The organism is Sphingopyxis sp., assembly GCF_040216815.1.
Classification (GTDB): Bacteria; Pseudomonadota; Alphaproteobacteria; order Sphingomonadales; family Sphingomonadaceae; genus Sphingopyxis.
Window position 1 is genome coordinate 460,962 of record NZ_JAVJOJ010000004.1, and the last position, 25,958, is coordinate 486,919.

The following is a 25,958-nucleotide window of genomic DNA, read 5'->3' on the forward strand; positions in this document are numbered from 1 at the left end:
TCTTAAAGCCGGTCGCCGCGCGAGCGTTTTCGGCACTTTCGATTTCGATAGAGCCGGGCTGTCCCTATTCTCAGCCGCCGGAAAAAAGTAGAGAATGCGGTATATACACACGCCGCCACACGTTCATTGACGCTCAGTTCCTCCGCGCGCGCAAATATCTCATTCGGAAAGCGCGAGCGCCACAAAACATAACCTCGTTCGCGCATAAAACTGCGGGGAGCAGACTCTGCGAACAGGTTTTCAAGTATGACCACTCTTGGTTGATAGCGTTCGAAATCCAGTCCCGACAGCGCTTCGATTTCCCAGCCTTCGATATCGACCGTTATCAGGTCGATGTGTTTCCAATCCGGCCGCGCCTCGTTCAATAACGTATCTGCTCGGCAGACACGGACACAGATTTGCTGCCGGCGATCGGGTATGGAAAGTTCGGCGAACTTTCCGCGGAACCCAAGCGACGAAAAGGATTCATAGGAAACTTGCCCGTTACGATAAATTTGCCCCCCGCAATCGACGATGGTGAATATCGCGCTGTCGCAATCGGCCGAAGCAAGGGCGACCTCCGCAACATCGTGCCCGGCGTTGCGATGGAGCGCCGCAAAATGAGGGTTGGGTTCGACGCTCAATACATCCCAGCCCAGTCCCCGGAAATGAGCGCCGATGGACAGCCAATCCGGCCGAGCCGCGCCGATCTCCAGCATCGTTCCGCTTCGCAAACACCGAAAGAAGCGATCATGGACCAGCAAATCGACATCGCCTTCCGCCGACATAGGCATCCTCCTCTCAGGGAAGGCATGATGCTCCGACAGCAGTGGAGTAATCCATCTGTATTTTTTTTGAAATTCGTCGTTGGCGCAGCGCCGGTAAATCACTCTTTAACCATCGTTCTGCCAAAGATGGATATGAGGATTTGGGGCGCGCCGGGTTTGCGATGGACGATCTGCTGAACGACTTTCTGGCCGAAACGGCCGAAATCCTGTCCGATGCGGGCAGCGCGATCGTGGCGTGGGAGGCCGATCCCGCCGACCGCGCGCAACTCGACGCGATTTTCCGCCTTGTCCATACGATCAAGGGCAGCTCCGGATTCCTGACGTTGCCGCGCGTTACCGCGCTCGCCCATGCAGCCGAGGACGCGCTCGATCAGGTGCGCCGCGGCAACCGTTCTGCCAACGCCGCGCTGGTGTCGGCCGTCCTTGCCGTCCTCGACCGTCTCGGCATGCTTTGCGCGGCGCTGGGGCAGGAGGGTGTCGAGCCCGTCGGCGACGACCGCGACATCATCGCTGCCCTGTCGGAGCAGGATGGAGAAGCTCCCGCATCGGTTTCGGTCGAGGTCGCGGGGGTTCCGCTGCGCCGCGAAGACGATTTCGCCGCCGATATGCAGGGCTGGCGATCGATCCGCGTTCCGCTGCCGCTGCTCGATGGCGTGATGACGGGCGTGACCGACATCGTGTTGGCACGCAACGAATTTGCCCGGATGCTGCGCGATTCGGGCGCCGATGGCAGGGTGATCGCCGCCTTCGATCGCTTGTCGGACTCGATCGCCGGAATGCGCCAGTCGGTCAGCCAGATGCGGATGCAGCGCATCGACAAATTGTTCGCGCCGCTACCGCGTATTGTCCGCGACCTGGCGAACGATCTGGGCAAGAAGATCGCGTTCCAAACCAGCGGGGGCGAAGTCGAACTCGACCGCGAAATGATGGAGAATATCCGCGATCCGCTGATCCACATCGTGCGCAACGCAATCGATCATGGGATCGAGACACTGGAAGAGCGCGTCGCAGCGGGGAAGGATATTACGGCCACGATTTCGGTCGTGGCGCGCCAGTCGGGCAACCAGATCGAGATCGAGGTGCGCGACGACGGGCGCGGCCTGTCGCCCGACGCGCTGGTCGCGAAAGCCGTGGCAGCGCGGCTGCTGACCGCCGCCAACGCGCGCGCGCTGTCGGCGGCTGAAAAGCTCGAGCTCATCTTCCGTCCGGGCTTCTCGACAGCCACGAAGATCACCGAAGTGTCGGGCCGCGGCGTCGGCATGGACATCGTCCGGGCGAATCTGGAAAAGATCGGCGGCGTCGTCGATCTGCGCAACGACGAAGGGCGGGGGCTCACGATCCTGTTGCGCGTGCCGATGACCTTGACGATTATCTCGGGCCTGATGGTGCGGGCGGCGGGGCAATATTTTGCCATTCCGCGCGGCAGCGTGCGCGAAATCCTGCTCGAAAGCGGTGACACGGTGCGCGTCGACCGGATCGGCGGCGGCGAGTTGGCGACGGTGCGCGGCGAACAATTCCCGCTCCTGCGGCTCGAAAATATTCTGGGACGCGCGCGCGACGAGGCGGACGATGCGGAGGATCGCGCGCTGGTGATCGTGCGGCCGGGACAGGGACAAAGCTATGCGCTCAGCGTCGCGGCGATCCACGACCAGGAGGAACTGGTGATCAAACCCGCCGCGCCGATGATCATGGCGACGGGACTTTACGCGGGAACGACGCTGCCCGACAACGGGCGTCCGGTGCTGCTCCTCGACGTTCAGGGCCTGCTCGCGGTCGCTGGAATCGATGCCAGCGAAGCGGGACGCAGCCATAACGGGCTGGCCGACGCAGAGACCGATGCGGTCGCGGCGCGCAATGCGGCGCAATTGCTGCTGTTCCGCGACATGGTGGACGATCGGGTGCGCGGCATCCGTCTGCCGGTGATCGAACGCGTCGAGGATGTTCCCGCTTCGGCGCTGTTCGAAAGCGCGGGCCGGATCCAGGCGCAGATCGGCGAGGAGATTTTCGCGGTTCATGCGGCCGTCCGGCCAAGCAGCGAGGAAAATATAAAGCTTCTGCGCCTGCACGACGGCCAATCGGCGCTCTGCTACCCGATCGCCGAGGTGATCGACATCGTGCGCCTGCCCGACGCGATCCAGCCCGCGCCGCAACCCGGATTGATCGCCGGTATCGTGCTCGTCGGCGGCGATCCGGTCGAGTTGATCGATCCCTTTTGGCTGATGCAGCAACATGCCGCCGACCGTGTCGCGCCGGTGCCGCGCGCAATACATTGCCATTTTGCCGACGATCCCGACGGCTGGGGCGCCAACTTCCTCGCCCCCATCCTGCGCGGAGCGGGCTATCGCGTGACGACGGCGGGGGAGGCGGCCGACCAAACGCCGGACCTGCTCCTTTGCCTGACGGACGAGGACGGCGGGTGCGACCATGACGGCGGCGAAGTGCCGGTGATCCGCCTGCGGTCCAGCGCCGCCGCGGCCGGACCCGCGGACGACACCGTCTATCGCTACGACCGCGAGGCGTTGCTCGCCGCGATGCGCCGCCGCGTTGGGGGAACGGGGGAGTAGGCCGATGATGGACAAACTCTATCTGATTGCTCGCATCGCCGACACACGCGTCGCGCTGCGCAGCCGCGCGATCCATTCGGTCGTTACGGTGGGCACGCCGGTCGAGGTGCCCGCCGCACCGCCGCATGTCGCCGGGCTGTTCGCGCTGCGCAGCCGCATTTTTACGCTGATCGACCCGCATGTCGTCATCGGCCTGCCCGCGGCGCCGGTCGTGGCGGGACAGCGCGTGATCGTGATCGAGGTCGCCGAGCATGGCTATGCGCTGCTCGCCGACGAAATCGAGGACGTCTGCTTCATCGAGGCGCCCGAAACGCGCATCGCCGGAAAGCTGCTTCCCGGCTGGGAACGCGTCGCCGACGCGATGGTCGAACATGACGGCGCTTCGCTGCTCGTGGTCGACCCATCGAGTTTTATCTCGCTACCGGCCTTAAAGGCGGCATGATTCCGGCCGTCTATTAACGTGCTGCACACGTCTTCGCCTTAGCATGGCGATATTCCCCGGGGGGCGCGGAGTTAATTTGATGTCGAAATCCTGTCTGGTTGTCGATGACAGCAAAGTCATTCGCAAGGTCGCACGCCATATCCTTGAAAGCATGTCCTTTGCGGTCGAAGAGGCAGCCGACGGGCAGGAGGCGCTGACCTTTTGCCGTGCCAATCGTCCCGACGTCATCCTGCTCGACTGGAATATGCCGGTGATGAGCGGGATGGAATTTCTGGGGGCGTTCAACGACCTCGACTATGGCCATGAAGAACGCCCGCGCGTCGTGTTTTGCACCACGGAAAACAGCATCGACCATATTCGTGCGGCGATCGAAGCCGGTGCGGACGAATATGTGATGAAGCCGTTCGATCGCGAAACGCTCGAAGGAAAGCTGCAACTCGTCGGCATCGCCTGATCAAGGGTCCGTTTTAATGGCGCTTGCGCAATCCCTGCCTCCCGACGCCGATCCGCCCGCGCGGACGGTACGGGTGATGCTGGTCGACGACAGCCTGGTCGTACGGAGCATTTTGGAGCGGATCGTTGAGCAGCGTGCGGGCCTGCGCATCTGTGCCTCGGTTGCGTCGGCGCGCGAGGCGCTTGACTATCTGGCGCGCGAATCCGTCGACGTCGTCGTTCTCGACGTCGAAATGCCGGGCATGAACGGTATCGACGCGCTGCCGCACATATTGGAACGCGCGGCAAAGGCGCGGGTGCTCATCCTGTCGTCGAATTGCGTTGAGGGTGGCCCCGCGGCGGTCGAAGCGCTTGCGCTCGGCGCGAGCGATACTTTGGCGAAGCCGGGGCGGGGCAGCTTTTCCGGGCGCTTTGCCGACGTGCTGACCGACCGCATTCTGACGCTCGGCCATCAGCAGGATTTTCCGCCGCCCCTTCCCGTCGCGCAACGCCGCGTGCCGGCGCCGGTTTCGGCGGTTGTCGATACCGATCAGCCGATCGACTGTATCGCGGTTGCCGCTTCGACGGGGGGTATTCCTGCCTTCACCAATTTCCTCGCCAACCTCGACCCGCGGGTGACGGCGCCGATCCTGCTGACGCAGCATTTGCCCGACGCCTTCATGGAATTTTACGCGCGCCAGATCGCGATGATAACCACACGCCGCGTGCGCGTCGCGGCGGCGGGCATGGCGATCGAGCCGGATCATATCTATCTGGCGCCCGGCGATGCGCATCTGCTGGTCGTCGACAATGGCGCGCGCCGCGAGATCGCGCTCGACCGTCGCCCCGTCGACAATGGCTGTTGTCCGTCGGCCGATCCGATGCTCGATTCGGTCGCCGAAGTCTATGGGAAGGCTGGTGTGGCCGTGATCCTCAGCGGCATGGGCCGCGACGGCGCCGCCGGTGCCGCGCGCGTGAAATCGGCCGGCGGAACGGTTTTCGCACAGGCGCCCGAAAGCTGTGTCATCTGGGGAATGCCCGGCGCCGTCGCAAAGGCGGGGATCGCGGCTGCAACGCTCAATCCCGATGCGATCGCGTTGATGCTGGGCAGTTTCCTGCGCGGAACAACCAAGGGGAGGCGGCGGCAATGATGGGCGCGAGCGCCAGCGAATCGGCCTATCGTGTGCTGATGGCGGTGCTCGAATCGCGGACCGGACAGACGTTGTCGCCGGGCCGCATCTGGCGCATCGAAATGTCGCTGAAGCCCGTCATGCAGCGCCATGGCATCGCCGATCTCGACGCGCTGGTCGCGGCGCTCGTCACCTCGACCAGCCGTCAGCTGCTCGACGACACCGTCGACGCCATGCTGAACAACGAGACTTTTTTCTATCGCGAAACCAGCGTATTCGATGATATAGCTGGGAAAGTACTTGAAAGCCTTCGCACGATCAATGCCGACCGGCGGCGCCTCACCATCTGGCATTGCGGCGTATCGACGGGACAGGAAGCCTATTCGATGGCGATGCTGATCGCCGAACAGGGCGCCAAATGGGCGGGATGGCAGGTCGATATTGTCGGCACCGACGTCAGCCATCAAGCGATCGGCCGCGCGCGCGTCGGCCTGTACAGCCAGTTCGAAATTCAGCGCGGATTGCCGGTCCAGCGCATGGTCCGCTGGTTCGACCAGGCGAAAGACGGCTGGATCGCCAAGGCCGATCTTCGCCGCCGAATCGATTTTTCGGTGCAGAATATGCTGACCGACCGGCCCCCGCTGGCGTCGGCGGCGGACCTGATCTTTTGCCGCAACCTGCTGCTCTATTTTTCGCTGCCGGTGCGGAAAAAAGCGTTCGCGCAGCTGCGCGCGGCCGCAGCGCCGCAAAGCTTTCTCGTGCTCGGGGCGGGCGAAACGGTGCTCGGCCAGACCGACCAGTTCGTCGCCAGTCCGCGCCTGCGCGGCCTGTACGAACCCGCCGACCGGCAGCTCCGACGTTCCCATGCCGGGCGGTCGATCGCGGCCTGATCTTGCTTTTTGTGCGCCGGTGGCGCAAGCGACGCGCTGAACAGCACAGGACGGGCCAAAGAAGCGCATGAGCGATTTTGTCGAACGCTGGTCTCCCAATTTCGATGAGCGCGCGCTGCCCGTTTCGATGATCGTCCTTCATTATACGGGCATGAAGACCGGCGCCGAAGCCATTGACCGGCTTGCCGATCCCGACGCCAAGGTGTCTGCTCACTATGTCGTCAGCGAGGACGGCCAGATCACCCATATGGTGCCCGAGGACAAGCGCGCCTGGCACGCGGGCCGGTCGCACTGGCGCGGGATCAGCGACATTAATTCGGCGAGCGTCGGGATCGAGATCGTCAATCCGGGGCACGAACATGGCTATGTGCCGTTTCCCGATCCGCAGGTTGCCTCGGTCGTGCGGCTTGTCCATCTGATCAAGGATCGCCATGCGATCACGCGCGGTAATGTCGTCGGCCATTCGGACATTGCCCCGACGCGCAAGCAGGACCCTGGCGAGTTGTTCCCGTGGGAGGAACTCGCGCGCCGCCGCCTCGCGCTGCCGCGCCCGACCAAGAAGCTGACCGATCCCTTGTGGACCGACGCTGGCTTCCTGCTCGCGCTCGAACGGTTCGGCTATGACGTGACCGACGGTTTCGCGGCAACCGTCGCGTTCCAGCGCCGTTTTCGCCCTGAACTGATCGACGGGACGATCGACGGCGAATGCCGCGCGATCCTGCTCGCGCTGCTGTTGCCTCAGCCTGAAGGCGACACCGCGAAGTTCTGAAAAGTGTGGCTTGCGCGGGGGCGGGTGGCAACCGCTTCCGGCGGGCTGTCATTAAGCTGTTGCAAATAGGTCACAAAAGAACAGAAATATTTCGCGTTGCCGGAAAGTCGCTTTACCGATCCGTTTTTGAAGCGCATCGCGCGCCGCAGGGGAGGATGACGGTGGGTTACAAAGCCCTCCCCTGATGTTGTCCTCTCCATTCTGCCCAAATGCAGCAAGGACAACAACTGTGAGCAACACTTATATCCCCCGGTTAAAATGGACTGCCGCCCCGCTCGTGCTGAGCGTGGCGATGATTTCGGCTCCGGTGCAGGCACAGGATGCCGCCGCCGAGGAAGCGAGCGGAGACACAATCGTCGTCACGGGTTCGCGTATCGCGCGCCCCGATCTTACCTCGTCGGTTCCCGTTTCGGTGGTCAGTCAGGAACAGATCCAGCAGACCGGCGCCGCTAACATCCAGGACGTGCTCAACGAGTTGCCGTCGGTGGGCCAGAACATCAGCCGCAATTCGACGAATTTTTCGACCACGGGTAACGGCATCGCGACCGTTAACCTGCGCAACCTCGGTTCGGCGCGCACGCTCGTCCTCGTCAACGGCCGCCGTTTTGTGGCCGGCCTGCCGGGCACGTCGGTCGTCGACCTCAACACCATCCCGACCGATCTGATCAAGGACGTTCAGGTTGTGACCGGCGGTGCATCGGCCGTCTATGGTTCGGAAGCGATCGCGGGCGTCGTCAACTTCATCCTCGACGACAAGTTCGAAGGCATCCGGTTTCACGGCCAGGGCACGATCAGCGACGAGGGCGACTCGGGGCGTTATCTCGCCAGCCTGACCGCCGGCACGGCATTCGCCGATGGCCGCGGCCATATCGTCGTCAACGGCAGCTATGACCGCGACAACGGCCTGCGTTCGCGCAATCGTGGGTTCTCTGCCGTCGACAACCCGAACCGCAGCTCGTTCGCTGCGCAGGGTCTTTTCAGTCCCGACGGGCGATTCTCGTCGGACGGTACGACCTTCACCTATGGTCCGGGCAATAGTTTGAAGCCTTATGAGGGCGCGAACATCGACGGCTACAACCGCAACCAGGATCGCTACCTGGGCGTGCCGGTCGAGCGCTATCTGGTGACCGGCCTCGCGAGCTACGAATTGTCGGACAATGCGACGCTGTTTTTCGAAGGCAGCTATGCCAAGAGCAAGTCGCGTTCGAGCCTCGAGCCGCAGGCGGTCGCCAACACCGATCTCGTCAACGCCGACGGCACGCCCTATGCCGGCATTCCGCTCAGCAACCCGTTCATTCCTACGGCAATTCGCGATGCGATGATCGCCGAAGGGGTGACGTCGTTGGCTTTCCGTCGCCGCTCGAACGACATTTTCGACCGCAGCAACAAGAACGACCGCGAAACGTGGCGCGCGGTCGCGGGCCTGCGTGGCAGCTTTGCCGACAGCCTCAACTATGAAGTCTATTATGGCCATGGCGAAACGAAGGACTATACCCGTTCGGGCACGGTCTTCGGGCCGCAATATGTCAACGCGCTGAACGCCGTTGCGGGTCCGAACGGCCCCGTTTGCAGCATCAACGTCGATGCCGATCCGAACAATGACGATGCGGCATGTGTTCCGATCAACATCTTTGGCTTCAACACGGTTTCGGCCGCAGCCGCCGACTATGTAACCCGCGGCGGCCAACTGTCGGAATATCGCGCCAAGGTGAAGCAGGACGTTTTCTCGGCGACGGTTTCGGGCGAAGTGTTCGAGCTTCCGGGCGGCGCGCTGAGCTTTGCGACCGGCTTCGAATATCGCCGCGAAAAGAGCAGCGAAGATTTCGACGAAGCGACGAACCTCGGCCAGACGCTCGGCAATCTGCTGACCGACACTCGCGGCAAATATAATGTGAAGGAAGGCTTCCTCGAAGTCGTCGCGCCGATCCTGTCGGATCGTCCCTTCTTCCATTATCTCGGCCTCGAAGGCGCCGTGCGCTATTCCGACTATTCGACGGTCGGCGGCGTGTGGAGCTGGAAGGCCGGCGGTGAATGGGCCCCGATCCCCGATATCCGTTTCCGCGGTATCTATTCGGAAGCGACGCGCGCGCCGAACATCTCGGAACTCTTCTCGGCCCAGAGCGAAACCTTCCCCGCGATCGTCGACCCGTGCGACCAGCGCGAAGGCGAAGGCGACGGCGCGCCGATCACAGTTCCGGCGGGCAGCCTTCCGGCAGCCTGTCTTGCGATCCCTGCCATCGCGGCCGCCGCGAATGCTGGTGGTTTCGTCTACTCGACGGCGCAGATCCAGACGATCAACGGCTTCCTTGGCGGCAACCCCAACCTCGAAGAGGAAACCGCGAAGACCCTGACGTTGGGGGCGGTGTTCCAGCCGCGCTTCGCCCGGGGCCTCAGCCTGACGGTCGACTATTACCGGATCAAGCTGAAGAACGCGATCGGCATCATCGGCCAGCAGACCTCGCTCAACGAGTGCATGACCGGCAATGGCGACGCGCTGTTCTGCGACAATATCACCCGCGATGCGACCGGCCGGGTCACGCAGGTTGATGCGTTCAACCTGAACACCGGGTCGTTCCTTGTTTCGGGCATCGATACGCAGGTCAAATATAGCACGACCTTCGGCGATGCTGGCCGTTTCGATCTGGCCGCCTTCTGGACACACCTCCTGAAGCAGCAGCAGACCTCCTATCCGGGCGGTCCGACGCAGAAGGAAGTCGGCCAGCTCGACTGCTACAGCTGCGGCCGTTTGGGCACGGGCTTCCGTGACAAGGTCAATGTTTCGGCCACGGTTGGCTGGGACAATGTCTCGCTCAACTGGCGCGTGAATTATCTGTCGTCGGTCGTCGACGATCTCACCGATCCGAACCGCATCAGCACCGGTGCCTATTGGTATCATGACGCACAGCTGCGCTTCAGCCTCGACGACAAGAAGAAGTATGACTTCTACCTTGGCATCGACAATGTGTTCGACAAGAAGCCGCCGGTGTTCGGTGACACGAACCCTGTGACCTTCCCGGGCGCCCAGACGTCGGCGACGACTTACGACCTTTACGGCCGTCTGTTCTACGCCGGCGTGGACTTCCGCTTCTAAACACTGCCGGGCCCCGGTTCGCCGGGGTCCGCAGAAGCAGGAAGGGGCGGCTCCTTGCGGGGCCGCCCCTTTTCTTTTTGCTTCAGCCGAGCACGTCGGTGAGCACGCGCTGCCAGTTGCCGCCCATGATCTTGTCGACCTCGCGAGCCGCGAACCCCGCCTTGTCGAGCGCCGCGGCGATCGTCGCCATGCGGTGCAAATTGTTGAGTTCGGGGATCACCACATGGTCGGGCGTCCAGCCAAATCCGGCGATCTCCTGGTCGCGCATCGCGTGCCACCAGGGCAGATATTCCTTCACGCCTTCGGCATTATCGTTGTTCAGCGCGACGAGGTTGGTCTGGCCGGCCATCGGAAAGTCGTTCGAAATCCCGACCGCGTCGATACCTGCCACATTCGCGACATGGCGGATCTGTGCGATGAGATGATCGACGGTCGGAACCGCGTCGCGCGTCAACCAGAAGCTCATCATGAAAATACCCATCATGCCGCCCTTGTCGGCGATCGCGCGGATCACGGCGTCCGAGGCGCAGCGGGGATGGTCGACGATCGCCTTGCACGCGCCATGCGACAGCAGGATCGGCGTCGTGCTGCGTTTCGCGGCTTCGAGCATCGTCGGCTCCGATCCGTGCGAAACGTCGGGAACGATGCCGACGCGGTTCATCTCGGCCAGCCCCTCGATCCCCAACGCCGTCAGGCCGCTCCATTGCCGTTCGAGCGCGCCGCCGGCAAAGAGGTTGTTGTTGTGATGGGTGAATTGCAGGACGCGCAGGCCGCGGCGATGAAAGTCCGCGATCCGCGTCAGGTCGGTGCCGACAGGTTCGCACGACTGGAATTGCAGGAAGGCCGCGCAGCCGGGGCGCGAGCCGATGTCCGATCCTTTGCGCGCGACGAACGCTTCGGGCCGATCCGCAAGCCGCGCAACTGCCGCGTCGAGCGCCGCGCTGCATTTTTCAAAGGTTCGCAGATAGCGGGGAACATTGTCCGCGTCGCGGACCTCCTCGATTTCCGAAATATCGCAGATCATCCCACCAAGCCCCGCTGCGCGAAGCTCGGCAAGATCGTCGGGAAGAAAGCTCAGGCCGTCGATCATCACCTGCGGCTTCGCGGCGGCATGGGCGCCCAGACCATGCGCGGCGGCGATGGCGGCGCCAGTGGCAAGGAAGGATCGGCGATTCATCATGGGCAGGCGGGGAGGCGTCATTCTTCACTCCTGAACGGCCGTGCGGCCGGTTTGGCGAGGTTCCTCGCGACCGCCGACGGCAAATCGCGAGGGCTTTCGTGGCGCTCGCACAATGCGCGCAACATTGCTATACTCTGCTTGCCAGAGGGTCGGGCGATCGCCGCTTTCGCAAGGAAGGGGAGGAAAGTCCGGGCTCCACGGAAACCACGGTGCCGGATAACGTCCGGCGGCCCCCGCAAGGGGGTCAGGGAAAGTGCCACAGAGAGAAGACCGCCCACGGCTTCGGCCCGGCGAAAGGTGAAAGGGTGCGGTAAGAGCGCACCGCGCGGACGGCAACGGACGCGGCACGGCAAACCCCACCGGGAGCAAGGTCGAATAGGGATGGCATGAGGGAACTCAGGGCTGGTTCCGGCCCCGCCGTCCGGGTTGACTGCTGGAGCGTTCGGGTAACCGTTCGCCTAGAGGAATGATCGCCCATCCCCGGCAACGGGGTGGACAGAACCCGGCTTACAGACCCTCTGGCATCTCTCCCGACGCCCGGCCGCGGGGAACCGCGCCACCGGGGGCCGCGTTCTGAAGCAAAGCAGAAGGGAGACACGCGATGAAAGTCGTCGACGATCATGTCGAAGTGGACGAAACCGAAGCGAGCGGCGGGGTCAAAGGGCACAATGTCCGCTATGTACTGGCTTTTTCGCTGATTGCCGTGGTGATCGTGCTGTCGGCGATCTGGATCATCCCGGCGTTGCTGCAACCGTAGGGATGCGGAGTTTCCGCTTTCCTACACGGGTCCGCTCACCTACCATCGCTTTCGATGCACTGAAAGCGCGCAATGATGTGATTTCAGTGTAAAGTTGCGCAGATTTCCGCGCTTTTCCGGGCGGGCGCCGCGCGGCGTTTCAGGGGGGCGGGCATGGTTGAGCGGACGCGCGCGAGCGCTATTCTGGCTGCGGTTCTGGCGCTGCTGTTCGGCGCGCTCCCGGCCTTTGCGCAGCCCGCTGCTTGCGGCGATGCGCCACTGCGAGGCGACCGGGTCGCGCTGCTGATCGGCAACAGCGCCTATAATGACTGGGAATGGCCATCGCTCAAAAATGCGGTCAACGACATCGACCTCGTCTGCGAGGCGTTCAGGAAAGCCGGCATTGCGCCGCGGATCGTGCGCAATGCCGACATGGCGGCGCTCGACGCCGCGCTGACGCGCTTCGCAGCCGAAGCGGCGGGGGCAAAGTCGGTCATCCTCTATTATGCCGGGCACGGGTTCGAATATGGGGGGCGCAACTGGCTTGTCCCGATGGACGCGCCGCCCGCGACGCGCCGCGCCGATGTCGAGGAGCGATATCTGTCGATCGAAAAGGCGGTCGAACGGGTCGTTCCCAGGGGCGCGTTCACCTTGCTGTTCGTCGATGCCTGCCGCACCGCCGAGCCGGTCGTGCGAATTGCCGACGTCGACGCCGCGAGCGGCGAGGCGGGATCAGCGCCTTTGGGCCTGCTCGACATCGGGCAGGGCGCCGTTTTCTATTCGACGGCGAAGGGGCGCCCCGCGCTCGATTTTGCGCCCGTCGGATCGCCGGTCAGCCCCTTTGCGGCGGCGGTGGTGAAGGAACTGGCGATTCCGGGCCTGGAAATCGGCGATTATTTCAAGGTGGTATCGCGCGAAGTTTACAAGCGGACGCGCGGCATGGAACTGGGTCCGCAGCAGCCCTTTCATTACGGCAGCTGGTTCGACGATTATTATCTGGTCGCGCCGCCGGAGATACCCGCGAGGGCAGCGGCTATTTCCCCTGTTCGCCCCATGTCGGCGCCGCCACCGCCGCCTTCGACGAACGGCGCCCGCGGTCAGGCGATCGACCCGCTCGCTGACATCTCGCTCGACCGGCTGGCGATCGAGGATGAGCCGGTGCTGATCGCCGACATATTGTCGCGTCACCCCGCGGCAAAGCTCGTCGCGCTCGCCGATGGCGGCCATCCGCTTGCGCAGCAGCTTGTCGGTTATATGTTCTCGCTCGGCGTCGGGGTGCGCAAGGATGTCGCCCGCGCGCGCGCCTATCTCGAAAAATCGGCGGCGCAGGGTTTCCCGGCGGGGCAGCAGGAACTGGGTTATCTGCTCCTCCAAAATAATCCTTCGCCGGCTGACGTCGAGCGCGCCTATGACCTTTATGTCGCCGCGGCGAACGCGGGTTATACAAAAGCCAAGACACACCTTGCCTATCAGCTGACGGTCGGGACCTTCGGGCCGCCCGATTTTGCGCGATCGCAGGCGCTCTACGCCGAGGCGGCCGAAAGGGGCCATCCGGCCGCGATCTTTGCGCTGACCTTTTTCCCCGACACGCGCGCCGCCAACCTCGCCCGGCTGCGCGCGCTCGCCGGCGCGGGCAATCCGGAGGGCAATCACTGGCTGTGCGAAGCGCATTTCGCCGACAAGACGCTGGCGTTGGCGATCGAGGATTGCGGGGTGGCCGCGCGCGCGGGCTTTGCGGGATCGCGCGCGATTCTCGCCGACGCCTACCGGAAAGGAACGGGCGTCGCCGCCGATATGAAGGAAGCCGCGCATTGGGCGCGGCTGGCGCGCGACCTGCCCGAACTGCGCCAGGACCAGCGCGCGTTGATTGCGGGCATCGGCGAATGAGCGTCAGGGATAGCGGATTGCGATCACTTCCCATTCCTTTGGCCCGGCGGGAAGCTGCACCGTCCGGAGGTCGCCGACCGCCGCGCCGCGCAGCGCGCGGGCGAGCGGGCTGTTCCACCCGATCCGGCCTTCGCCCGCCTCCGCCTCGTCGTCGCCGACCAGTGTGACGATGCGCCGTGCGTCCTCGTCGTCGGCGAGTTCGGCGGTCGCGCCGAACCAGATGCGGGTCTTGTCGGGCTGTTCGGCGGGGTCGACGACCCGCGCGGCCTTCATCCGGCGCGCGAGGAAGCCCAATCGCCGGTCGATCTCGCGCAGCCGTTTGCGGCCATAGATATAATCGCCATTCTCGCTGCGGTCGCCATTGCCCGCGGCCCAGCTGATCACTTCGACCAGCCTGGGCCGCTCGTCGCCCAGCAACGCATCATATTCGGCGCGCAGCGCGGCAAAGCCCGCCGGGCTGATGATGTTGGTCTTGTCCCCCGCCATGCGGACATCACCCCGGCGTGCGTTTGCCGAGATAGAAGCTCAGCGGAGCCTTGGGCAGCGTCTTGCCCTCGCTCAGCGTGTCATAGACAACGGCATTTTCGAGCACGCGCTGGACATAATTCTTCGTCTCGAAAATCGGGATCGCCTCGATCCAGTCGAGGATGTCGATCGCCCCGGTGCGCGGGTCGCCATTGGCGCGCAGCCATTTGTTCACATTGCCCGGTCCCGCGTTATACGCCGCAACCGCGAGCGGATAGCTGCCGCCATAATAGCGCAGCATCTGTTGAAAATAGGTCGACCCCAGCGTCATATTATAATTGGTGTCGCTAGTCAGCGCGGCGCCGTCGTAATTCAGCCCCAGCTTGCCGGCGACTTCGCGCGCCGTGCCCGGCATCAGCTGCATCATCCCGCGTGCGCCGGCGTGGCTTATCGCGGCGCGGTCGAACTGGCTTTCCTGACGTGTGATCGCGTGGATGAAGGTCCAGTTGTTTTCGTGACCCGCGGGGACGCGCACGGTCGGAAAGCCCGACACCTCGACCGCGTCGAGGCTGTTCGCCTGCGCGCTCCGCCCGATCATCACGCCCAGGTCGGGGCGGCCGATCTTGGCGGCGAGCTTGCCCGCGAGCACATGGTCGGCGGGCGTGCTGGCCTTTTGCGCCAGCGCGCGGAGAAAGAGCGACTGTTCGCGCCATGCGCCGATCTCACCCAGCGCGCGTGCGGCGCGGACCAGCCGGTCGTCCTCGAACGCGCGCTGTTCCTCCGCGCTCACGGCGAGCGCGGGAGTCGGTGACGGCCGGGGCTGCGGGCGGTTCAATCGTTCGAGCGCCAACTGGCCGTAAAACTGGTCATAATGCTGCGCCGCATCGGCGAAATGGGCATTCGCGGCGGCGCGGTCGCCGGCGGCAAGGGCTGCACGGCCGGCCCAATAAAAGCCCTTGGTGCGCGTCTGCGCCGAACGCGCCGCTTCGCCATAGGCGCGATAATGCTTCGCCGCCTCGGCAGGGCGGCCGAGATCCTTGAGCGCCAGCTGGCCCGCAAGCCAGGCGAGCGACGTATAATCGTCGCGAACGCCCAGCGGCGTCTCGCGGATCACGGTGCCGGGGGGAAAGGCGTCGTCGAGCTGGCTCGCAATGCGATAGGCGGTGGTCTTGTCGCCGCCGGCATCGGCTAGCCGCGCATTGGTGAGCAATGTTTCCAGCCACTCCTCGGCATCGGTCGGTGCCGTGGCCAGCGATCGCGGCGCCGCGAGCAGCGCGCGCGCTTCGCCCACCCGGCCCGAGGCGCGTAGCCAGGTGGCCTTTGCGGTGATGTAGCCGGGGTCGGTGCGCGCGATCGACGGGTTGGCGCTTTCGACCGCCGCCGCCTGCAAGGCGGCATCGACCGCGCCGCTGCGCATCGCCAGGCGCGCGGCGAAGATCGCGCGCTTGTCGGGCGAGGTATAGCCGAGCTGGCGGCTCGCCGCCGCGGTTGCGCCCGACCAGAGCAGCTTGTCCATCCGTGCGTCATGGTCGGCGAGGGTGATTGCGCCGGGGAACATGCTGAGCGCGCGGCTCGTTTCGTAATCGTCGAGCGGCCCGCTGGTCCATGCTCGCCGGACGGCAGCGTTCGCCTCCTCCCGCCGCCCCGACGCGTTCAGCGCGACCGCCATGCGCAAGTGGCCGCTGGCGGTCTGTGGCGGATAAGCGGTGAAAAAGGCGAGCGTGCGCGCGGGGTCGAAACTGTCGAGCGCGATTGCCTTTTCGGCGCGCACGCGCAGCTTGTCGGCGTCGGGCCAGCCCTTGTTCGCCATCAGGAAGCGCGAGAGTTGATCGAAGGAGGCGCCGCTGTTCGCCGTCAGGCGCCGCCACTCCATCACCGCCTCGCCGACCATATTGGGTGCGGGCGGCGGGCCCGACACCGATGAGAGACCCATCTGGGCGCGATACCAGGCCATTTGTTCGGGTGTAAGCTCGCTGGCGGTCGCGGCGGTGGGGATAGCGAGCGCCAGCGCAAGGGCGAGGGGGGAAATTCTGGTGAGCGAGATCATGTCCGCCATATTAATGCCAAACTCCTTGCGGGGCGCTGAATAGACGTTCAATAGCGGCGCGCGGGCCGGATTCTATCGGTCCGCTCATGTCCTTGTAAAGGAGCGGAGCATGTTTTCGGGTTCGATTCCCGCCTTGGTGACGCCATTCCGCGACGGGGCGTTCGACGCGCCCGCCTTCGCGCGCCTTGTGGATTGGCAGGTCAAAGAAGGAACGAGCGCGCTGGTGCCGTGCGGGACGACCGGCGAAAGCCCGACGCTCGGCTATGACGAACATTATCGCGTGATCGATTGCTGTATCGAGGCCGCGGCGGGGCGCGTGCCGGTGATCGCCGGTTGCGGGTCGAACGACACCGCGACTGCGATCCGCCATATGCGCCACGCGCAGGCGTCGGGCGCCGCCGCGGCGCTGGTCGTCGCCCCCTATTACAACCGGCCGAGCCAGGAGGGCATGATCGCGCATTTCAAGGCGCTGGCCGATGCCAGCGACCTGCCGATCGTCGTCTATAACGTCCCCAGCCGCACGTCCTGCGACATCAGCGCCGAAACGATGTGCAAGCTCGCCGAGATTTCCACTGTCGTCGCGATCAAGGACGCGAGCGGGCATCTCGATCGTGTCACCGCCCATCGTGCAGGCGCCGGGCATGATTTCTGCCAGTTGTCCGGCAATGACGATCTGTGGCTGCCCCATGCGGTGCTGGGCGGGGTGGGATGTATTTCGGTTACGGCCAATGTCGCGCCGCGGCTTTGTGCCGATTTCGCCGCTGCCTGCGCGGCCGGCGATTGGGCGCGCGCCCTGACGCTTCACGACCGGCTGTTCGATCTGCACAAGGCGATGTTCTCCGACACGTCGCCGGGACCCGTCAAATATGCGCTGTCGCGCGTTCACGACTGGTTTTCGCCCGAAGTGCGCCTACCTATCATCGCGGCGTCCGATGCGTCGCGCAAGGCCGTCGATGCCGCATTGTCGTCGGCAGGAGTGATCTGAGCTTTCGTCATGGCCCGTCCGCAATCCGCCGCCGAGTTCGACAAGAAAAAGGTCGTCGCCGAAAACCGGCGCGCGCGCTTCGACTATAGTATCGAACAGGTTTTCGAGGCGGGGATCGCGCTGCAAGGGACAGAGGTGAAGTCGCTACGCTTTGGCGAAGGGACGATTGCCGAAAGCTATGCCGAGGTGACGGGCGGCGAGGTTTGGCTGATCAACGCCAATATCCCCGAATTCAGCCATGGCAACCGCTTCAACCACGAACCCAAGCGCCCGCGCAAGCTGCTGCTCAACTGGCGGGAGATCAACAAGCTGCACGCAGGGGTCGCGCGGCAGGGAATGACGCTGGTACCCCTTACCGTCTATTTCAACAGTCGCGGCCGCGCCAAGGTCGAGCTTGCGCTGGCGAAGGGCAAAAAGGCGCATGACAAGCGCGAGTCGATCAAGGAACGCGACTGGAAACGCGACAAGCAGCGATTGCTGAAGGATCGCGGATGAGCGGGGGCACGCCTGGAGATCATAAGGCGCGCGACAAGGCGGCGGTGATGAACTGGATCCGCCGCAACTCGCCGACGCGCGAGGAACTGCTCGCAAGCCGGTTTATCAGGCCTTTTGCGCACAGGGTCGCGCACAGCCATCTATGGCGGTTCACCCGCACGTCGGTGCCGCGCGGTACCGCGCTGGGCCTGTTCGTCGGCATCTTTTTCCTGATCCCCGGCGTGCAGATATTGGGGGTCGCGCTGCTCGCGCTGCCCGTCCGTGCCAATATCCCGATCGGCGCGGCGATGACCTTTTTGTCCAATCCGGTGACGACGCCGTTCATCATCCTCGCCTCGGTCTGGCTTGGCGATTGGCTGTTCGGGTTGCAGGCGAACAGCGCGACCTTCTCGGCGATGATCGAGCATGGCGCCTCGGCGGGCGAGTGGGTACGCTGGACCTTTTCCGACGCCGCGCCCGCCATGCTCGCGGGTCTGTTCGTGATCTCGGTCGTCGCGGCCGCGATCGGCTATGTCCTGGCCGCTGTGTTCTGGGATAATTGGATTCGCCTTCGCTGGCGGCGCAAGCTGGCCCGCGCACGCGACCAACGACATGAGGCATCGACGAGCGACACGGCGGCCGGTTGAACCCGCGATTCGCGCGCGTATAGCTGTCCCTATCGCCGAAAGACGCCGCGGATTTGCGGCGCCGCTCGCGCTTTACGTCGATAACTGGGGAATAGCATGACACATCCGATCAAGATTTCGCGCCTGATGGCGACCGCGGCCCTTGGCGCGCTGATGCTGGCCGCCGTGCCCGCTGGCGCCGAGGAAGCGCCCGCCACCGCACCCGCGGCCAAGAATGCGGGCAAGCCCGAACTCGGCACCTTCGGCTTCGATGTTTCGGGGATGGACAAGAGCGTCCGTGCCGGTGACGATTTTTACACCTATGCCAACGGCACTTGGACGAAAAACACTGAAATTCCTGCTGACAAGTCGAACTTCGGTATGTTCACCGTTCTTGCCGACCTGTCGCAAAAGCGTACGCAGGAAATCCTCGAAGCGGCAAAGGCCGATCCGAACAGCATGATCGGCCGCGCCTATGCCTCCTACCTCGATGCCGAGACAGTCGAAGCGAAGGGGCTCGCGCCGATCGAGCCGTGGCTGACCAGGATTCGCGGCGTCGACAAGGCGGGTCTTGCGAAACTGCTGGCCGAAGCCGACCGCAATGGCGTTCAGCATTTTTTCGGCGGTTTCGTGGGTCAGGACGACAAGAATCCCGAGGTCTATATCTATACGATGTTCCAAGGCGGCATCGGGATGCCCGATCGCGACTTTTACCTGAAGGATAACGAGCGCAACGCCAAGCTGCAGGCGGCCTACCTCCAGCATCTTCAGAATGTTCTGACACTCGCGGGCGAACGCGACGCCGCCGCACGCGCCAAGGCGATCTATGATTTCGAAAAGCAGATCGCGACCGTCCATTGGGACAAGAACGACAGCAGCGACGCAACCAAAGTCTATAACAAGATGACCATCGCCGACCTCACCGCGGCGGCGCCGGGATTCGACTGGGCGACTTTCGTTCGCGGCATCGGGGTGAACGAGGATTCGCTGCTCGTGTCGCAGCCGAGCGCCTTCACCGGCGAAGCGAAGCTGATCGCCGACGCGCCGATCGGCGTGATCCGCGACCTGTTGATCGTGCGCAGCCTCGACGGCTTTTCGGGCGTGCTGCCCGACGCGGTCGCGAAGGAAGCCTTTGCCTTTTACGGCACGGCGCTGTCAGGAACGCCGCAGATGCAGGAACGCTGGAAGCGCGCGGTCGATTTCACCACCGGCAATATGGGGGAAGCGGTCGGTCAGGATTATGTCGCCAGATATTTCCCGCCCGAAACCAAGGCGGCGATGGACCAGCTCGTCAAGAATGTGCTGGCGGCGATGGGCGACCGCATCGACGGATTGAGCTGGATGCAGCCCGAAACCAAGGTCAAGGCAAAGAAAAAGCTCGCCAATTTTACGACCAAGATCGGCTATCCCGACCGCTGGAAGGATTATAGCAAGCTGGACATCCGCGCGGGCGACCTGTTCGGCAACGCGCTGCGTTCCAACCAGTTCGCGCACGACGACAATATCGGCCGCCTCGGCGGGCCGATCCGCCGCTGGGAATGGGGGATGACCCCGATGACGGTCAACGCCTATGCCAATTTCGGCATGAACGAGATCGTTTTCCCCGCCGCGATCCTGCAACCGCCCTTCTTTGATCCCAACGCCGACCCGGCGATCAACTATGGCGGCATCGGCGCGGTGATCGGGCACGAGATCAGCCACCATTTCGACGACCAGGGCGCAAAATATGACGAAACGGGCAAGCTGGCCGACTGGTGGACGCCCGCCGACGTCGCGGCGTTCGAGGCGGCGGGCAAGGCGCTGATCGCGCAATATGATGCCTATGAAGTGCTGCCGGGCGAAAAGCTCGACGGTACCTTCACGCTCGGCGAAAATATCGGCGATCTGGCGGGCCTGACCGTGGCCTATGAAGCCTATAAAAAGTCGCTGGGCGGCAAGGAGGCACCGGTTCTGGATGGCATGACCGGCGATCAACGCTTCTTCCTGGGCTGGGCACAGGTGTGGCGCCGCAATTATCGCGAGCAGAATCTGTCGCAGCGGATCACGACTGATCCGCATTCGCCGTCGATCCAGCGGACTTGGGTGTCGCGCAACCTTGACCCTTGGTATAAGGCGTTCCAGGTTAAACCCGACCAGAAGCTGTATCTGACGCCCGAAGAGCGCGTTCGCATCTGGTAGAACGCCGATAGAAAGAATGTGACTTGACCGCGCAAAGCCTGTCCTCCGCTGATGGTGTTGTCATCAGGGAGGCGGGCCCTGCGGAAACAATCATGCCCCCCGCGCAGCTGTCGCGGCTCGACATCGCGCTGATCGCGGCGCTCGCCTTCGTGTCGGTTGCGCTGCTCTTCTGGACGACGCGCAGCATGACGGTGGCGGCAGGCTTTGCCGCCGGCCTGGCGGTTGCCGCGGGCGGGACGCTGCTCGTGCGCCGCCTGTTTCCTGCCGCGGCGAACCGGGAGGCCCTGCCGCCCGACTGGACGATGCTGCGCCAGGCGATCCATCACGACGACGTCGCCATTGCCGTGACCGACCGTGCGGGGCGCATGGTGTGTGCCAACGATCTGTTCGCGACCTGGATGGGGGGCTTTGTCACGCCGCCGGGCCTGCCGCTGGACGGCCGCGGCGCCGAACTGCTGAAAAATGCCGGCCGCGCGGCGTGGCGCGACGGCGAGGGGCGCGCCGAGGACATCGCCGTGGGCCCGCTGCAATTGCGCGCGCAGGTCACTCGCACCGGGCAGGCCGACGATTATCTCGTCTGGCGCTTCGCCGCGGTCGAACGGCTCGATCTGGTTGCCGAACTCACCCGCCACCTTGGCGGTCCGGCAGGGCGCACGCTGGGCCATGCCGGGGTGATGGCCGCGCTGGTGAACAGCGAGGGCCGCCTTCGCGCGGCGAATGAGGCCTTTCTGCTCCGCGCCCTGGGCGAAGTGGATTCGCGCCATTTCGCGGGGCGCGATGTCGCCCCGATGCTGCGCCTCGACGACGCCGGTTCGCTCTATTTCGCGCGCGAGGGCGACCGGGCGACGCCGGTACGCTTGATACAGATCGCGCTCGCGCCCGCCGACGGCAATTCGCCCATGTTGCTCGCCATGCTCGACGAAGAGATGGGCCCGGCCGACCGCGGTACCGCGCAAACCTATGTCGAAACGCTGCTCTCGCTATTGCCTTTCGGGCTGGCGATGGTCGATCGCGACGGGCGCTTCCTCTATATGAACCGCGCCTTCATGCGCGCGGCGAACCTGCCCGAGGGCAAGATGCCGCGTTATCCGGGCGACATTGTGGTGGGTGAGGACAAGGGGCCGCTCGCCGATATGATCCGCCGCCACAGCAGCGGACAGCAGGTCGGCGGCGACCTGTCGATCCGGCTGGCGGGGCAGAGCGGCGATCCGGTGTCGATGCGCGTAGTCGGCGTACGCGGCCTCGGCGAAGCGGCGGTGCTTTTGAGCCTCAAGGATTCGAGCGAGGAATCGCGGCTCAAGCGTCAGGTCGCGCAGGCATCGAAGATGCAGGCGGTCGGCCAGCTCGCGGGCGGTGTCGCGCACGATTTCAACAATATCCTGACCGCGGTGCTCGGCGCGTGCGACCTGATGCTGATGCGCCACACGCCGGGCGACAGCGATTATGACGACATTCAGCAGATCCGCAGCAACGCCAACCGTGCCGCCAGCCTGACGCGGCAGTTGCTTGCCTTTTCGCGGCAACAGACGTTGCGGCCGCAGATCTTGCAGCTTCCCGACGTGATTTCCGAAGTATCGCACCTGCTGAAGCGCCTGATCGGGGACACAGTGCAACTGTCGGTGCATCACGGGCGCGGGCTGGGCGCGGTGCGCGCCGATCCCGGCCAGCTTGAGCAGGTGATCATCAATCTGGCCGTCAATGCACGCGACGCGATGCCGGGCGGGGGAACATTGACGATCGAAACCTATCCGGTGTCGGCGGCCGATGTGCGTCAGCTCGATAATGAATTCATGCCCCCGGCCGATTATTGCGCGCTCAAGGTCAGCGATACGGGGACGGGTATTCCCGCCGACGTGCTGCCCAAGATTTTCGAGCCCTTTTTCACGACCAAGGACGTGGGCAAGGGGACGGGGCTCGGGCTGTCGACCGTCTATGGCATCATCAAGCAGTCGGCGGGCTTTATCTTTGCCGACAGCAAGCCGGGAGAGGGGACGAGCTTTACCATCTATCTGCCCGTCCATCGTGTTGGCGGCGAAACGCCGCCACCGCCGCCCGCCAAGCCCCGGAAGAGCCAATGGGGCAGCGGAACCATCCTGCTGGTCGAGGATGAAGATATGGTGCGGGCGGTCGCGGAACGCGCTCTGGCCCGTGCGGGTTATACGGTTGTCGCCGCCGCGCAGGGTGAGGAGGGGCTGGAACGCTTTGCCGAGATGGAAAAGGTCGATCTGGTTATCAGCGATGTCGTGATGCCGACGATGGACGGGCCGACGATGGTGCGCGCCATGCGCGCAAAGCGCCCCGGCCTGCCCGTCCTGTTCATGTCGGGCTATGCCGAGGAGCAGCTTCGCCAGTCGATCGACATCGACGATGTGTCGTTTCTGCCCAAACCCTTTTCGGTCGCGCAATTGGCGGAGGCGACATCGGCCGCGCTCGACGACGCGGTGCACCGCGGAGGACAGGATGGCTGAGCCGCGCATCCTGATCGTCGAGGACGATGTGCTGATCGGCATGATGCTCGTCGACATGTTCGACGCGCTCGGCTTGCCCGAACCTGCGCAAGCGACGACCAACGAGGAGGCGCTGGCGTTCATTGCCTCCGAACCGCTTGCAGGCGCGCTCGTCGACATCAACCTCGGCGATGAAAAGGGCTGGCCGGTCGCCGACGCGCTCGCCGAGCACGACATTCCCTTCGCCTTCACCTCGGGCGGAGGCGACGTCATCCCGCCGTCGCACGCGCATCGCAAACTGATTACCAAGCCATTCCGGATCAGCGACATCGAGGCGGCGCTGGAAGAGTTCGGAGCGTAGCAGATCAAACCGGTCGTCATCCCGGCGAAGGCCGGGATCTCATCCTCGATACCCGACGCACCGGCGAGATCCCGGCCTTCGCCGGGATGACGAAAGCAGAAATTATATTCTGTTCCCCTCTTGTTCCATGAGAACAAATGTGGCACATGGGTCCGGCGTTGCGATGCGTCCGCTGTCGCTCTAGAGCAGGAAAGGACGGCACATGGCCGGACAATTATCACTCGTCGAATCGGGGAAATCAGTGAACGGAACGGACAGGCAGAAGGCGCTTGACGCCGCATTGGCGCAGATCGACCGCGCCTTCGGCAAGGGCTCGGTGATGAAGCTGGGTTCGAAAGAAGCCATGCAGGTCGAGGCGATCTCGACCGGATCGCTGGGACTCGACATTGCGCTTGGCGTCGGCGGCCTGCCGCGCGGCCGCGTCATCGAAATCTATGGCCCCGAAAGCTCGGGCAAGACGACGCTCGCGCTGCACACGCTCGCCGAAGCGCAAAAGACCGGCGGCACGGTCGCTTTCGTCGACGCCGAACATGCGCTCGACCCCGTCTATGCGCGCAAGCTCGGCGTCAACATCGACGAACTCATCGTGTCGCAGCCCGACACGGGCGAGCAGGCGCTCGAAATCGTCGACACGCTCGTGCGCTCGAACGCGATCGACGTGCTGGTCGTCGACTCGGTCGCGGCGCTCGTCCCGCGTGCGGAAATCGAGGGCGAGATGGGCGACAGCCATGTCGGCCTGCAGGCGCGGCTGATGTCGCAGTCGCTGCGCAAGCTCACCGGTTCGATCAGCCGGTCGCGCTGCATGGTGATCTTCATCAACCAGCTGCGCATGAAAATCGGCGTGATGTACGGCAATCCCGAAACCACGACGGGCGGCAATGCGCTCAAATTCTATGCTTCGGTCCGCCTTGACATCCGCCGCACCGGCCAGATCAAGAATGGCGACGAGATCGTGGGCAATACGACGCGCGTGAAGGTCGTCAAGAACAAGGTCGCACCGCCCTTCAAGCAGGTCGAGTTCGACATCATGTACGGACAGGGAATTTCGAAGATCGGCGAAATTCTCGACATCGGCGTCAAGGCCGGGCTGGTCGAAAAATCGGGCGCCTGGTTCAGCTATGACTCGATCCGTATCGGGCAGGGCCGCGAAAATGCCAAGAATTTCCTGACCGAGAATCCCGAACTCCGGGAGCGGCTGGAAGCCGCGATCCGCGGCCGCACCGACGCGGTCGCCGAGGAAATGATGGCGGGCCCCGACGACGAGGGCGACGATATCTGACGATCGTTCGGCCGGTCTGCGTTCGCGCGGGACCGGTCGACGAACGGCGGCGGGCCCTCGCGGTCTCCTTGCACCGCGGACACCTGCAAGCCCCTCTCCCCCGCAGGTGGCCCGCTCGCCGTTGATCGATCCTCTGGTGCGCGCTCTTTGTTCGAGCGTGCGATAGGAGCGTTTCGGGGCGGGAGCGGTCGCTTTTCATTTTCCTCATACCGGACTTGATCCGGGATTCATTGGCGCGACGCGGGAAGGGTGGATTGCGGATCAAGTCCGGGATGACGGTGAAATTCATGTCCGCCATCTCGATCGCGCACGGTCGCATATGATGGTCTGCACGGGGCGCCGTGCCTTGCGCGACCGCTGACAACGGCTACAGATGGACCATGACCGCGATCCGCCTCTTTGGCTTCCCTACCGATATCAACAGCAGTTTCGAACGCGGTGCGGCGGGTGGTCCCGCCGCGATCCGCGCCGCGCTGTGGAGCGACCGCGGCAATATGGCGAGCGAGTTGGGACCGGAAATCGGCATCGATATTGCTTTTGCCGACGACGGCGACCTGCCGCTCACCGAGCGGACGGCCGAAGATGACGCCGCGATCCGCCGCCATGTCGCGATGCTGTGCGAAGATGGCGAAGTGCCGCTGGCGCTCGGCGGCGACCATGCCGTGACCTTCCCGCTGGTCGAAGCGGCGGCGGCATGTTTCGGACCGGTAACGATCCTGCATGTCGACGCGCACCCCGATCTTTACGACGATTTCGGCGGCAATCCGCGGAGCCACGCATCGCCCTTTGCGCGCATCTGCGAAGCAGGGCACGCCAAGCGGCTGGTGCAAGTCGGCATTCGCACGCTGAACCGCCATTGCCGCGATCAGGCGGCGCGCTTCGGGGTCGACATCGTCCCGATGGCGGGCTTCGTTCCCCAAGCCGTGCCGATACTCGACGGGCCGCTCTATATCTCGGTGGACCTCGACGGAATCGACCCCTCGGAGGCGCCCGGCGTCGCGCATCCCGAACCCGGCGGGCTGACCGTGCGCGAACTGATCGCTGTGCTTCACAAGCAGACCGCGCCGATCGTCGGCGCCGACATCGTCGAACATCACCCCGGCCGTGACGTGGGCGGCGTCACCGCGATTTTGGGCGCAAAACTCGTGCGTGAGCTTGCGGCGCTGATCGACCGTAACGGTCCCTACCGAAACTGATCCGCAAAGGAG

21 protein-coding genes and 1 other RNA gene are annotated in these 25,958 nt (G+C 64.2%); 18 read left to right on the top strand and 4 right to left on the bottom strand.

All coding sequences use genetic code 11. The features are described 5' to 3' along the window. Positions 1-2 precede the first annotated feature (2 nt). The gene (locus RIA72_RS05975; protein WP_350031408.1) at positions 3-869 is read right to left on the bottom strand and encodes an FkbM family methyltransferase; all 867 of its coding nucleotides are present in this window, start codon (positions 867-869) and stop codon (positions 3-5) included. Positions 870-907: 38 nt separating this feature from the next. On the opposite strand from RIA72_RS05975, the gene RIA72_RS05980 reads away from it, so the two are divergent. The 7 genes from RIA72_RS05980 to RIA72_RS06010 all read left to right on the top strand — a co-directional run bounded on the left by RIA72_RS05980 (position 908) and on the right by RIA72_RS06010 (position 10,085). Next, positions 908-3,331, top strand: a complete 2,424-nt coding sequence (locus RIA72_RS05980; RefSeq protein WP_350031409.1) for a chemotaxis protein CheA — start codon at positions 908-910, stop codon at positions 3,329-3,331. A 4-nt stretch (positions 3,332-3,335) separates the two neighbouring features. Continuing rightward, positions 3,336-3,773, top strand: a complete 438-nt coding sequence (locus RIA72_RS05985; protein ID WP_350031410.1) for a chemotaxis protein CheW — start codon at positions 3,336-3,338, stop codon at positions 3,771-3,773. Positions 3,774-3,852: 79 nt separating this feature from the next. Beyond that, a complete protein-coding gene (locus RIA72_RS05990) occupies positions 3,853-4,227 on the top strand; it encodes a response regulator (protein WP_058802094.1) in 375 nt (124 codons plus the stop codon). A 16-nt stretch (positions 4,228-4,243) separates the two neighbouring features. Then, on the top strand, positions 4,244-5,356 hold the full coding sequence (gene cheB / locus RIA72_RS05995; RefSeq protein WP_350031411.1) for a chemotaxis-specific protein-glutamate methyltransferase CheB: 1,113 nt from the start codon (positions 4,244-4,246) through the stop codon (positions 5,354-5,356). Then, on the top strand, positions 5,353-6,225 hold the full coding sequence (locus RIA72_RS06000; RefSeq protein WP_350031412.1) for a CheR family methyltransferase: 873 nt from the start codon (positions 5,353-5,355) through the stop codon (positions 6,223-6,225). Before cheB ends, RIA72_RS06000 begins: the two co-directional genes overlap by 4 nt. Before the next feature lie 67 nt (positions 6,226-6,292). Beyond that, on the top strand, positions 6,293-6,994 hold the full coding sequence (locus RIA72_RS06005; protein ID WP_350031413.1) for an N-acetylmuramoyl-L-alanine amidase: 702 nt from the start codon (positions 6,293-6,295) through the stop codon (positions 6,992-6,994). A gap of 229 nt (positions 6,995-7,223) precedes the next feature. Further along, the gene (locus RIA72_RS06010; protein ID WP_350031414.1) at positions 7,224-10,085 is read left to right on the top strand and encodes a TonB-dependent receptor domain-containing protein; all 2,862 of its coding nucleotides are present in this window, start codon (positions 7,224-7,226) and stop codon (positions 10,083-10,085) included. A gap of 82 nt (positions 10,086-10,167) precedes the next feature. Here RIA72_RS06010 and RIA72_RS06015 read toward each other — a convergent pair whose 3' ends face one another. Beyond that, a complete protein-coding gene (locus RIA72_RS06015; RefSeq protein WP_350031415.1) occupies positions 10,168-11,286 on the bottom strand; it encodes a membrane dipeptidase in 1,119 nt (372 codons plus the stop codon). Between the two features lie 120 nt (positions 11,287-11,406). On the opposite strand from RIA72_RS06015, the gene rnpB reads away from it, so the two are divergent. From rnpB to RIA72_RS06030, 3 genes are all read left to right on the top strand, one after another. Beyond that, positions 11,407-11,791, top strand: an RNA gene (gene rnpB / locus RIA72_RS06020) — RNase P RNA component class A. A 75-nt stretch (positions 11,792-11,866) separates the two neighbouring features. Further along, positions 11,867-12,022, top strand: a complete 156-nt coding sequence (locus tag RIA72_RS06025; RefSeq protein WP_338425080.1) for a hypothetical protein — start codon at positions 11,867-11,869, stop codon at positions 12,020-12,022. A gap of 153 nt (positions 12,023-12,175) precedes the next feature. Then, the gene (locus tag RIA72_RS06030; protein WP_350031416.1) at positions 12,176-13,888 is read left to right on the top strand and encodes a caspase family protein; all 1,713 of its coding nucleotides are present in this window, start codon (positions 12,176-12,178) and stop codon (positions 13,886-13,888) included. A 3-nt stretch (positions 13,889-13,891) separates the two neighbouring features. Here the strand turns inward: RIA72_RS06030 and RIA72_RS06035 are convergent, their stop codons facing one another. Both RIA72_RS06035 and RIA72_RS06040 read right to left on the bottom strand, forming a co-directional pair. Further along, complete coding sequence (locus tag RIA72_RS06035; protein ID WP_350031417.1) at positions 13,892-14,374, bottom strand: GreA/GreB family elongation factor; 483 nt, start codon at positions 14,372-14,374, stop codon at positions 13,892-13,894. Positions 14,375-14,381: 7 nt separating this feature from the next. Continuing rightward, positions 14,382-16,409, bottom strand: coding sequence for a lytic transglycosylase domain-containing protein (locus RIA72_RS06040; protein WP_350031418.1), 2,028 nt, complete (start codon positions 16,407-16,409; stop codon positions 14,382-14,384). A gap of 100 nt (positions 16,410-16,509) precedes the next feature. Here RIA72_RS06040 and dapA point away from each other — a divergent pair, with 100 nt between their 5' ends. The 8 genes from dapA to speB all read left to right on the top strand — a co-directional run bounded on the left by dapA (position 16,510) and on the right by speB (position 25,946). Beyond that, positions 16,510-17,385: a 4-hydroxy-tetrahydrodipicolinate synthase gene (gene dapA, locus RIA72_RS06045; protein ID WP_350031419.1), complete on the top strand. Its 876-nt coding sequence runs from the start codon at positions 16,510-16,512 to the stop codon at positions 17,383-17,385. Between the two features lie 9 nt (positions 17,386-17,394). Continuing rightward, complete coding sequence (gene smpB / locus RIA72_RS06050; protein WP_350031420.1) at positions 17,395-17,880, top strand: SsrA-binding protein SmpB; 486 nt, start codon at positions 17,395-17,397, stop codon at positions 17,878-17,880. Continuing rightward, entirely contained in the window at positions 17,877-18,506 is a 630-nt protein-coding gene (locus RIA72_RS06055) for a DUF2062 domain-containing protein (RefSeq protein WP_502957936.1), read from the top strand. The genes smpB and RIA72_RS06055 overlap by 4 nt, the downstream gene beginning before the upstream one ends. 96 nt (positions 18,507-18,602) lie before the next feature. Then, positions 18,603-20,663 (top strand): M13 family metallopeptidase, encoded by a 2,061-nt coding sequence (locus RIA72_RS06060; RefSeq protein ID WP_350031421.1) that lies wholly within the window; start codon positions 18,603-18,605, stop codon positions 20,661-20,663. Between the two features lie 92 nt (positions 20,664-20,755). Continuing rightward, positions 20,756-23,131, top strand: a complete 2,376-nt coding sequence (locus RIA72_RS06065) for a hybrid sensor histidine kinase/response regulator (RefSeq protein ID WP_350031422.1) — start codon at positions 20,756-20,758, stop codon at positions 23,129-23,131. After that, a complete protein-coding gene (locus tag RIA72_RS06070; protein ID WP_350031423.1) occupies positions 23,124-23,471 on the top strand; it encodes a response regulator in 348 nt (115 codons plus the stop codon). The genes RIA72_RS06065 and RIA72_RS06070 overlap by 8 nt, the downstream gene beginning before the upstream one ends. Before the next feature lie 202 nt (positions 23,472-23,673). After that, a complete protein-coding gene (gene recA / locus RIA72_RS06075; protein ID WP_350031424.1) occupies positions 23,674-24,750 on the top strand; it encodes a recombinase RecA in 1,077 nt (358 codons plus the stop codon). A gap of 380 nt (positions 24,751-25,130) precedes the next feature. Beyond that, a complete protein-coding gene (speB, locus tag RIA72_RS06080) occupies positions 25,131-25,946 on the top strand; it encodes an agmatinase (protein ID WP_350031425.1) in 816 nt (271 codons plus the stop codon). The last annotated feature ends 12 nt before the right edge of the window (positions 25,947-25,958 follow it).

Coding starts and splice junctions, on each gene's coding strand:
- RIA72_RS05985 (WP_350031410.1), top strand. CDS start 3,336: ATGATGGACAAACTCTATCTGATTGCTCGCATCGCCGACACACGCGTC.
- RIA72_RS05990 (WP_058802094.1), top strand. CDS start 3,853: ATGTCGAAATCCTGTCTGGTTGTCGATGACAGCAAAGTCATTCGCAAG.
- cheB (WP_350031411.1), top strand. CDS start 4,244: ATGGCGCTTGCGCAATCCCTGCCTCCCGACGCCGATCCGCCCGCGCGG.
- RIA72_RS06000 (WP_350031412.1), top strand. CDS start 5,353: ATGATGGGCGCGAGCGCCAGCGAATCGGCCTATCGTGTGCTGATGGCG.
- RIA72_RS06005 (WP_350031413.1), top strand. CDS start 6,293: ATGAGCGATTTTGTCGAACGCTGGTCTCCCAATTTCGATGAGCGCGCG.
- RIA72_RS06015 (WP_350031415.1), bottom strand. CDS start 11,286: ATGACGCCTCCCCGCCTGCCCATGATGAATCGCCGATCCTTCCTTGCC.
- RIA72_RS06025 (WP_338425080.1), top strand. CDS start 11,867: ATGAAAGTCGTCGACGATCATGTCGAAGTGGACGAAACCGAAGCGAGC.
- RIA72_RS06030 (WP_350031416.1), top strand. CDS start 12,176: ATGGTTGAGCGGACGCGCGCGAGCGCTATTCTGGCTGCGGTTCTGGCG.
- RIA72_RS06035 (WP_350031417.1), bottom strand. CDS start 14,374: ATGGCGGGGGACAAGACCAACATCATCAGCCCGGCGGGCTTTGCCGCG.
- RIA72_RS06040 (WP_350031418.1), bottom strand. CDS start 16,409: ATGGCGGACATGATCTCGCTCACCAGAATTTCCCCCCTCGCCCTTGCG.
- dapA (WP_350031419.1), top strand. CDS start 16,510: ATGTTTTCGGGTTCGATTCCCGCCTTGGTGACGCCATTCCGCGACGGG.
- smpB (WP_350031420.1), top strand. CDS start 17,395: ATGGCCCGTCCGCAATCCGCCGCCGAGTTCGACAAGAAAAAGGTCGTC.
- RIA72_RS06055 (WP_502957936.1), top strand. CDS start 17,877: ATGAGCGGGGGCACGCCTGGAGATCATAAGGCGCGCGACAAGGCGGCG.
- RIA72_RS06060 (WP_350031421.1), top strand. CDS start 18,603: ATGACACATCCGATCAAGATTTCGCGCCTGATGGCGACCGCGGCCCTT.
- RIA72_RS06065 (WP_350031422.1), top strand. CDS start 20,756: ATGCCCCCCGCGCAGCTGTCGCGGCTCGACATCGCGCTGATCGCGGCG.
- RIA72_RS06070 (WP_350031423.1), top strand. CDS start 23,124: ATGGCTGAGCCGCGCATCCTGATCGTCGAGGACGATGTGCTGATCGGC.
- recA (WP_350031424.1), top strand. CDS start 23,674: ATGGCCGGACAATTATCACTCGTCGAATCGGGGAAATCAGTGAACGGA.
- speB (WP_350031425.1), top strand. CDS start 25,131: ATGACCGCGATCCGCCTCTTTGGCTTCCCTACCGATATCAACAGCAGT.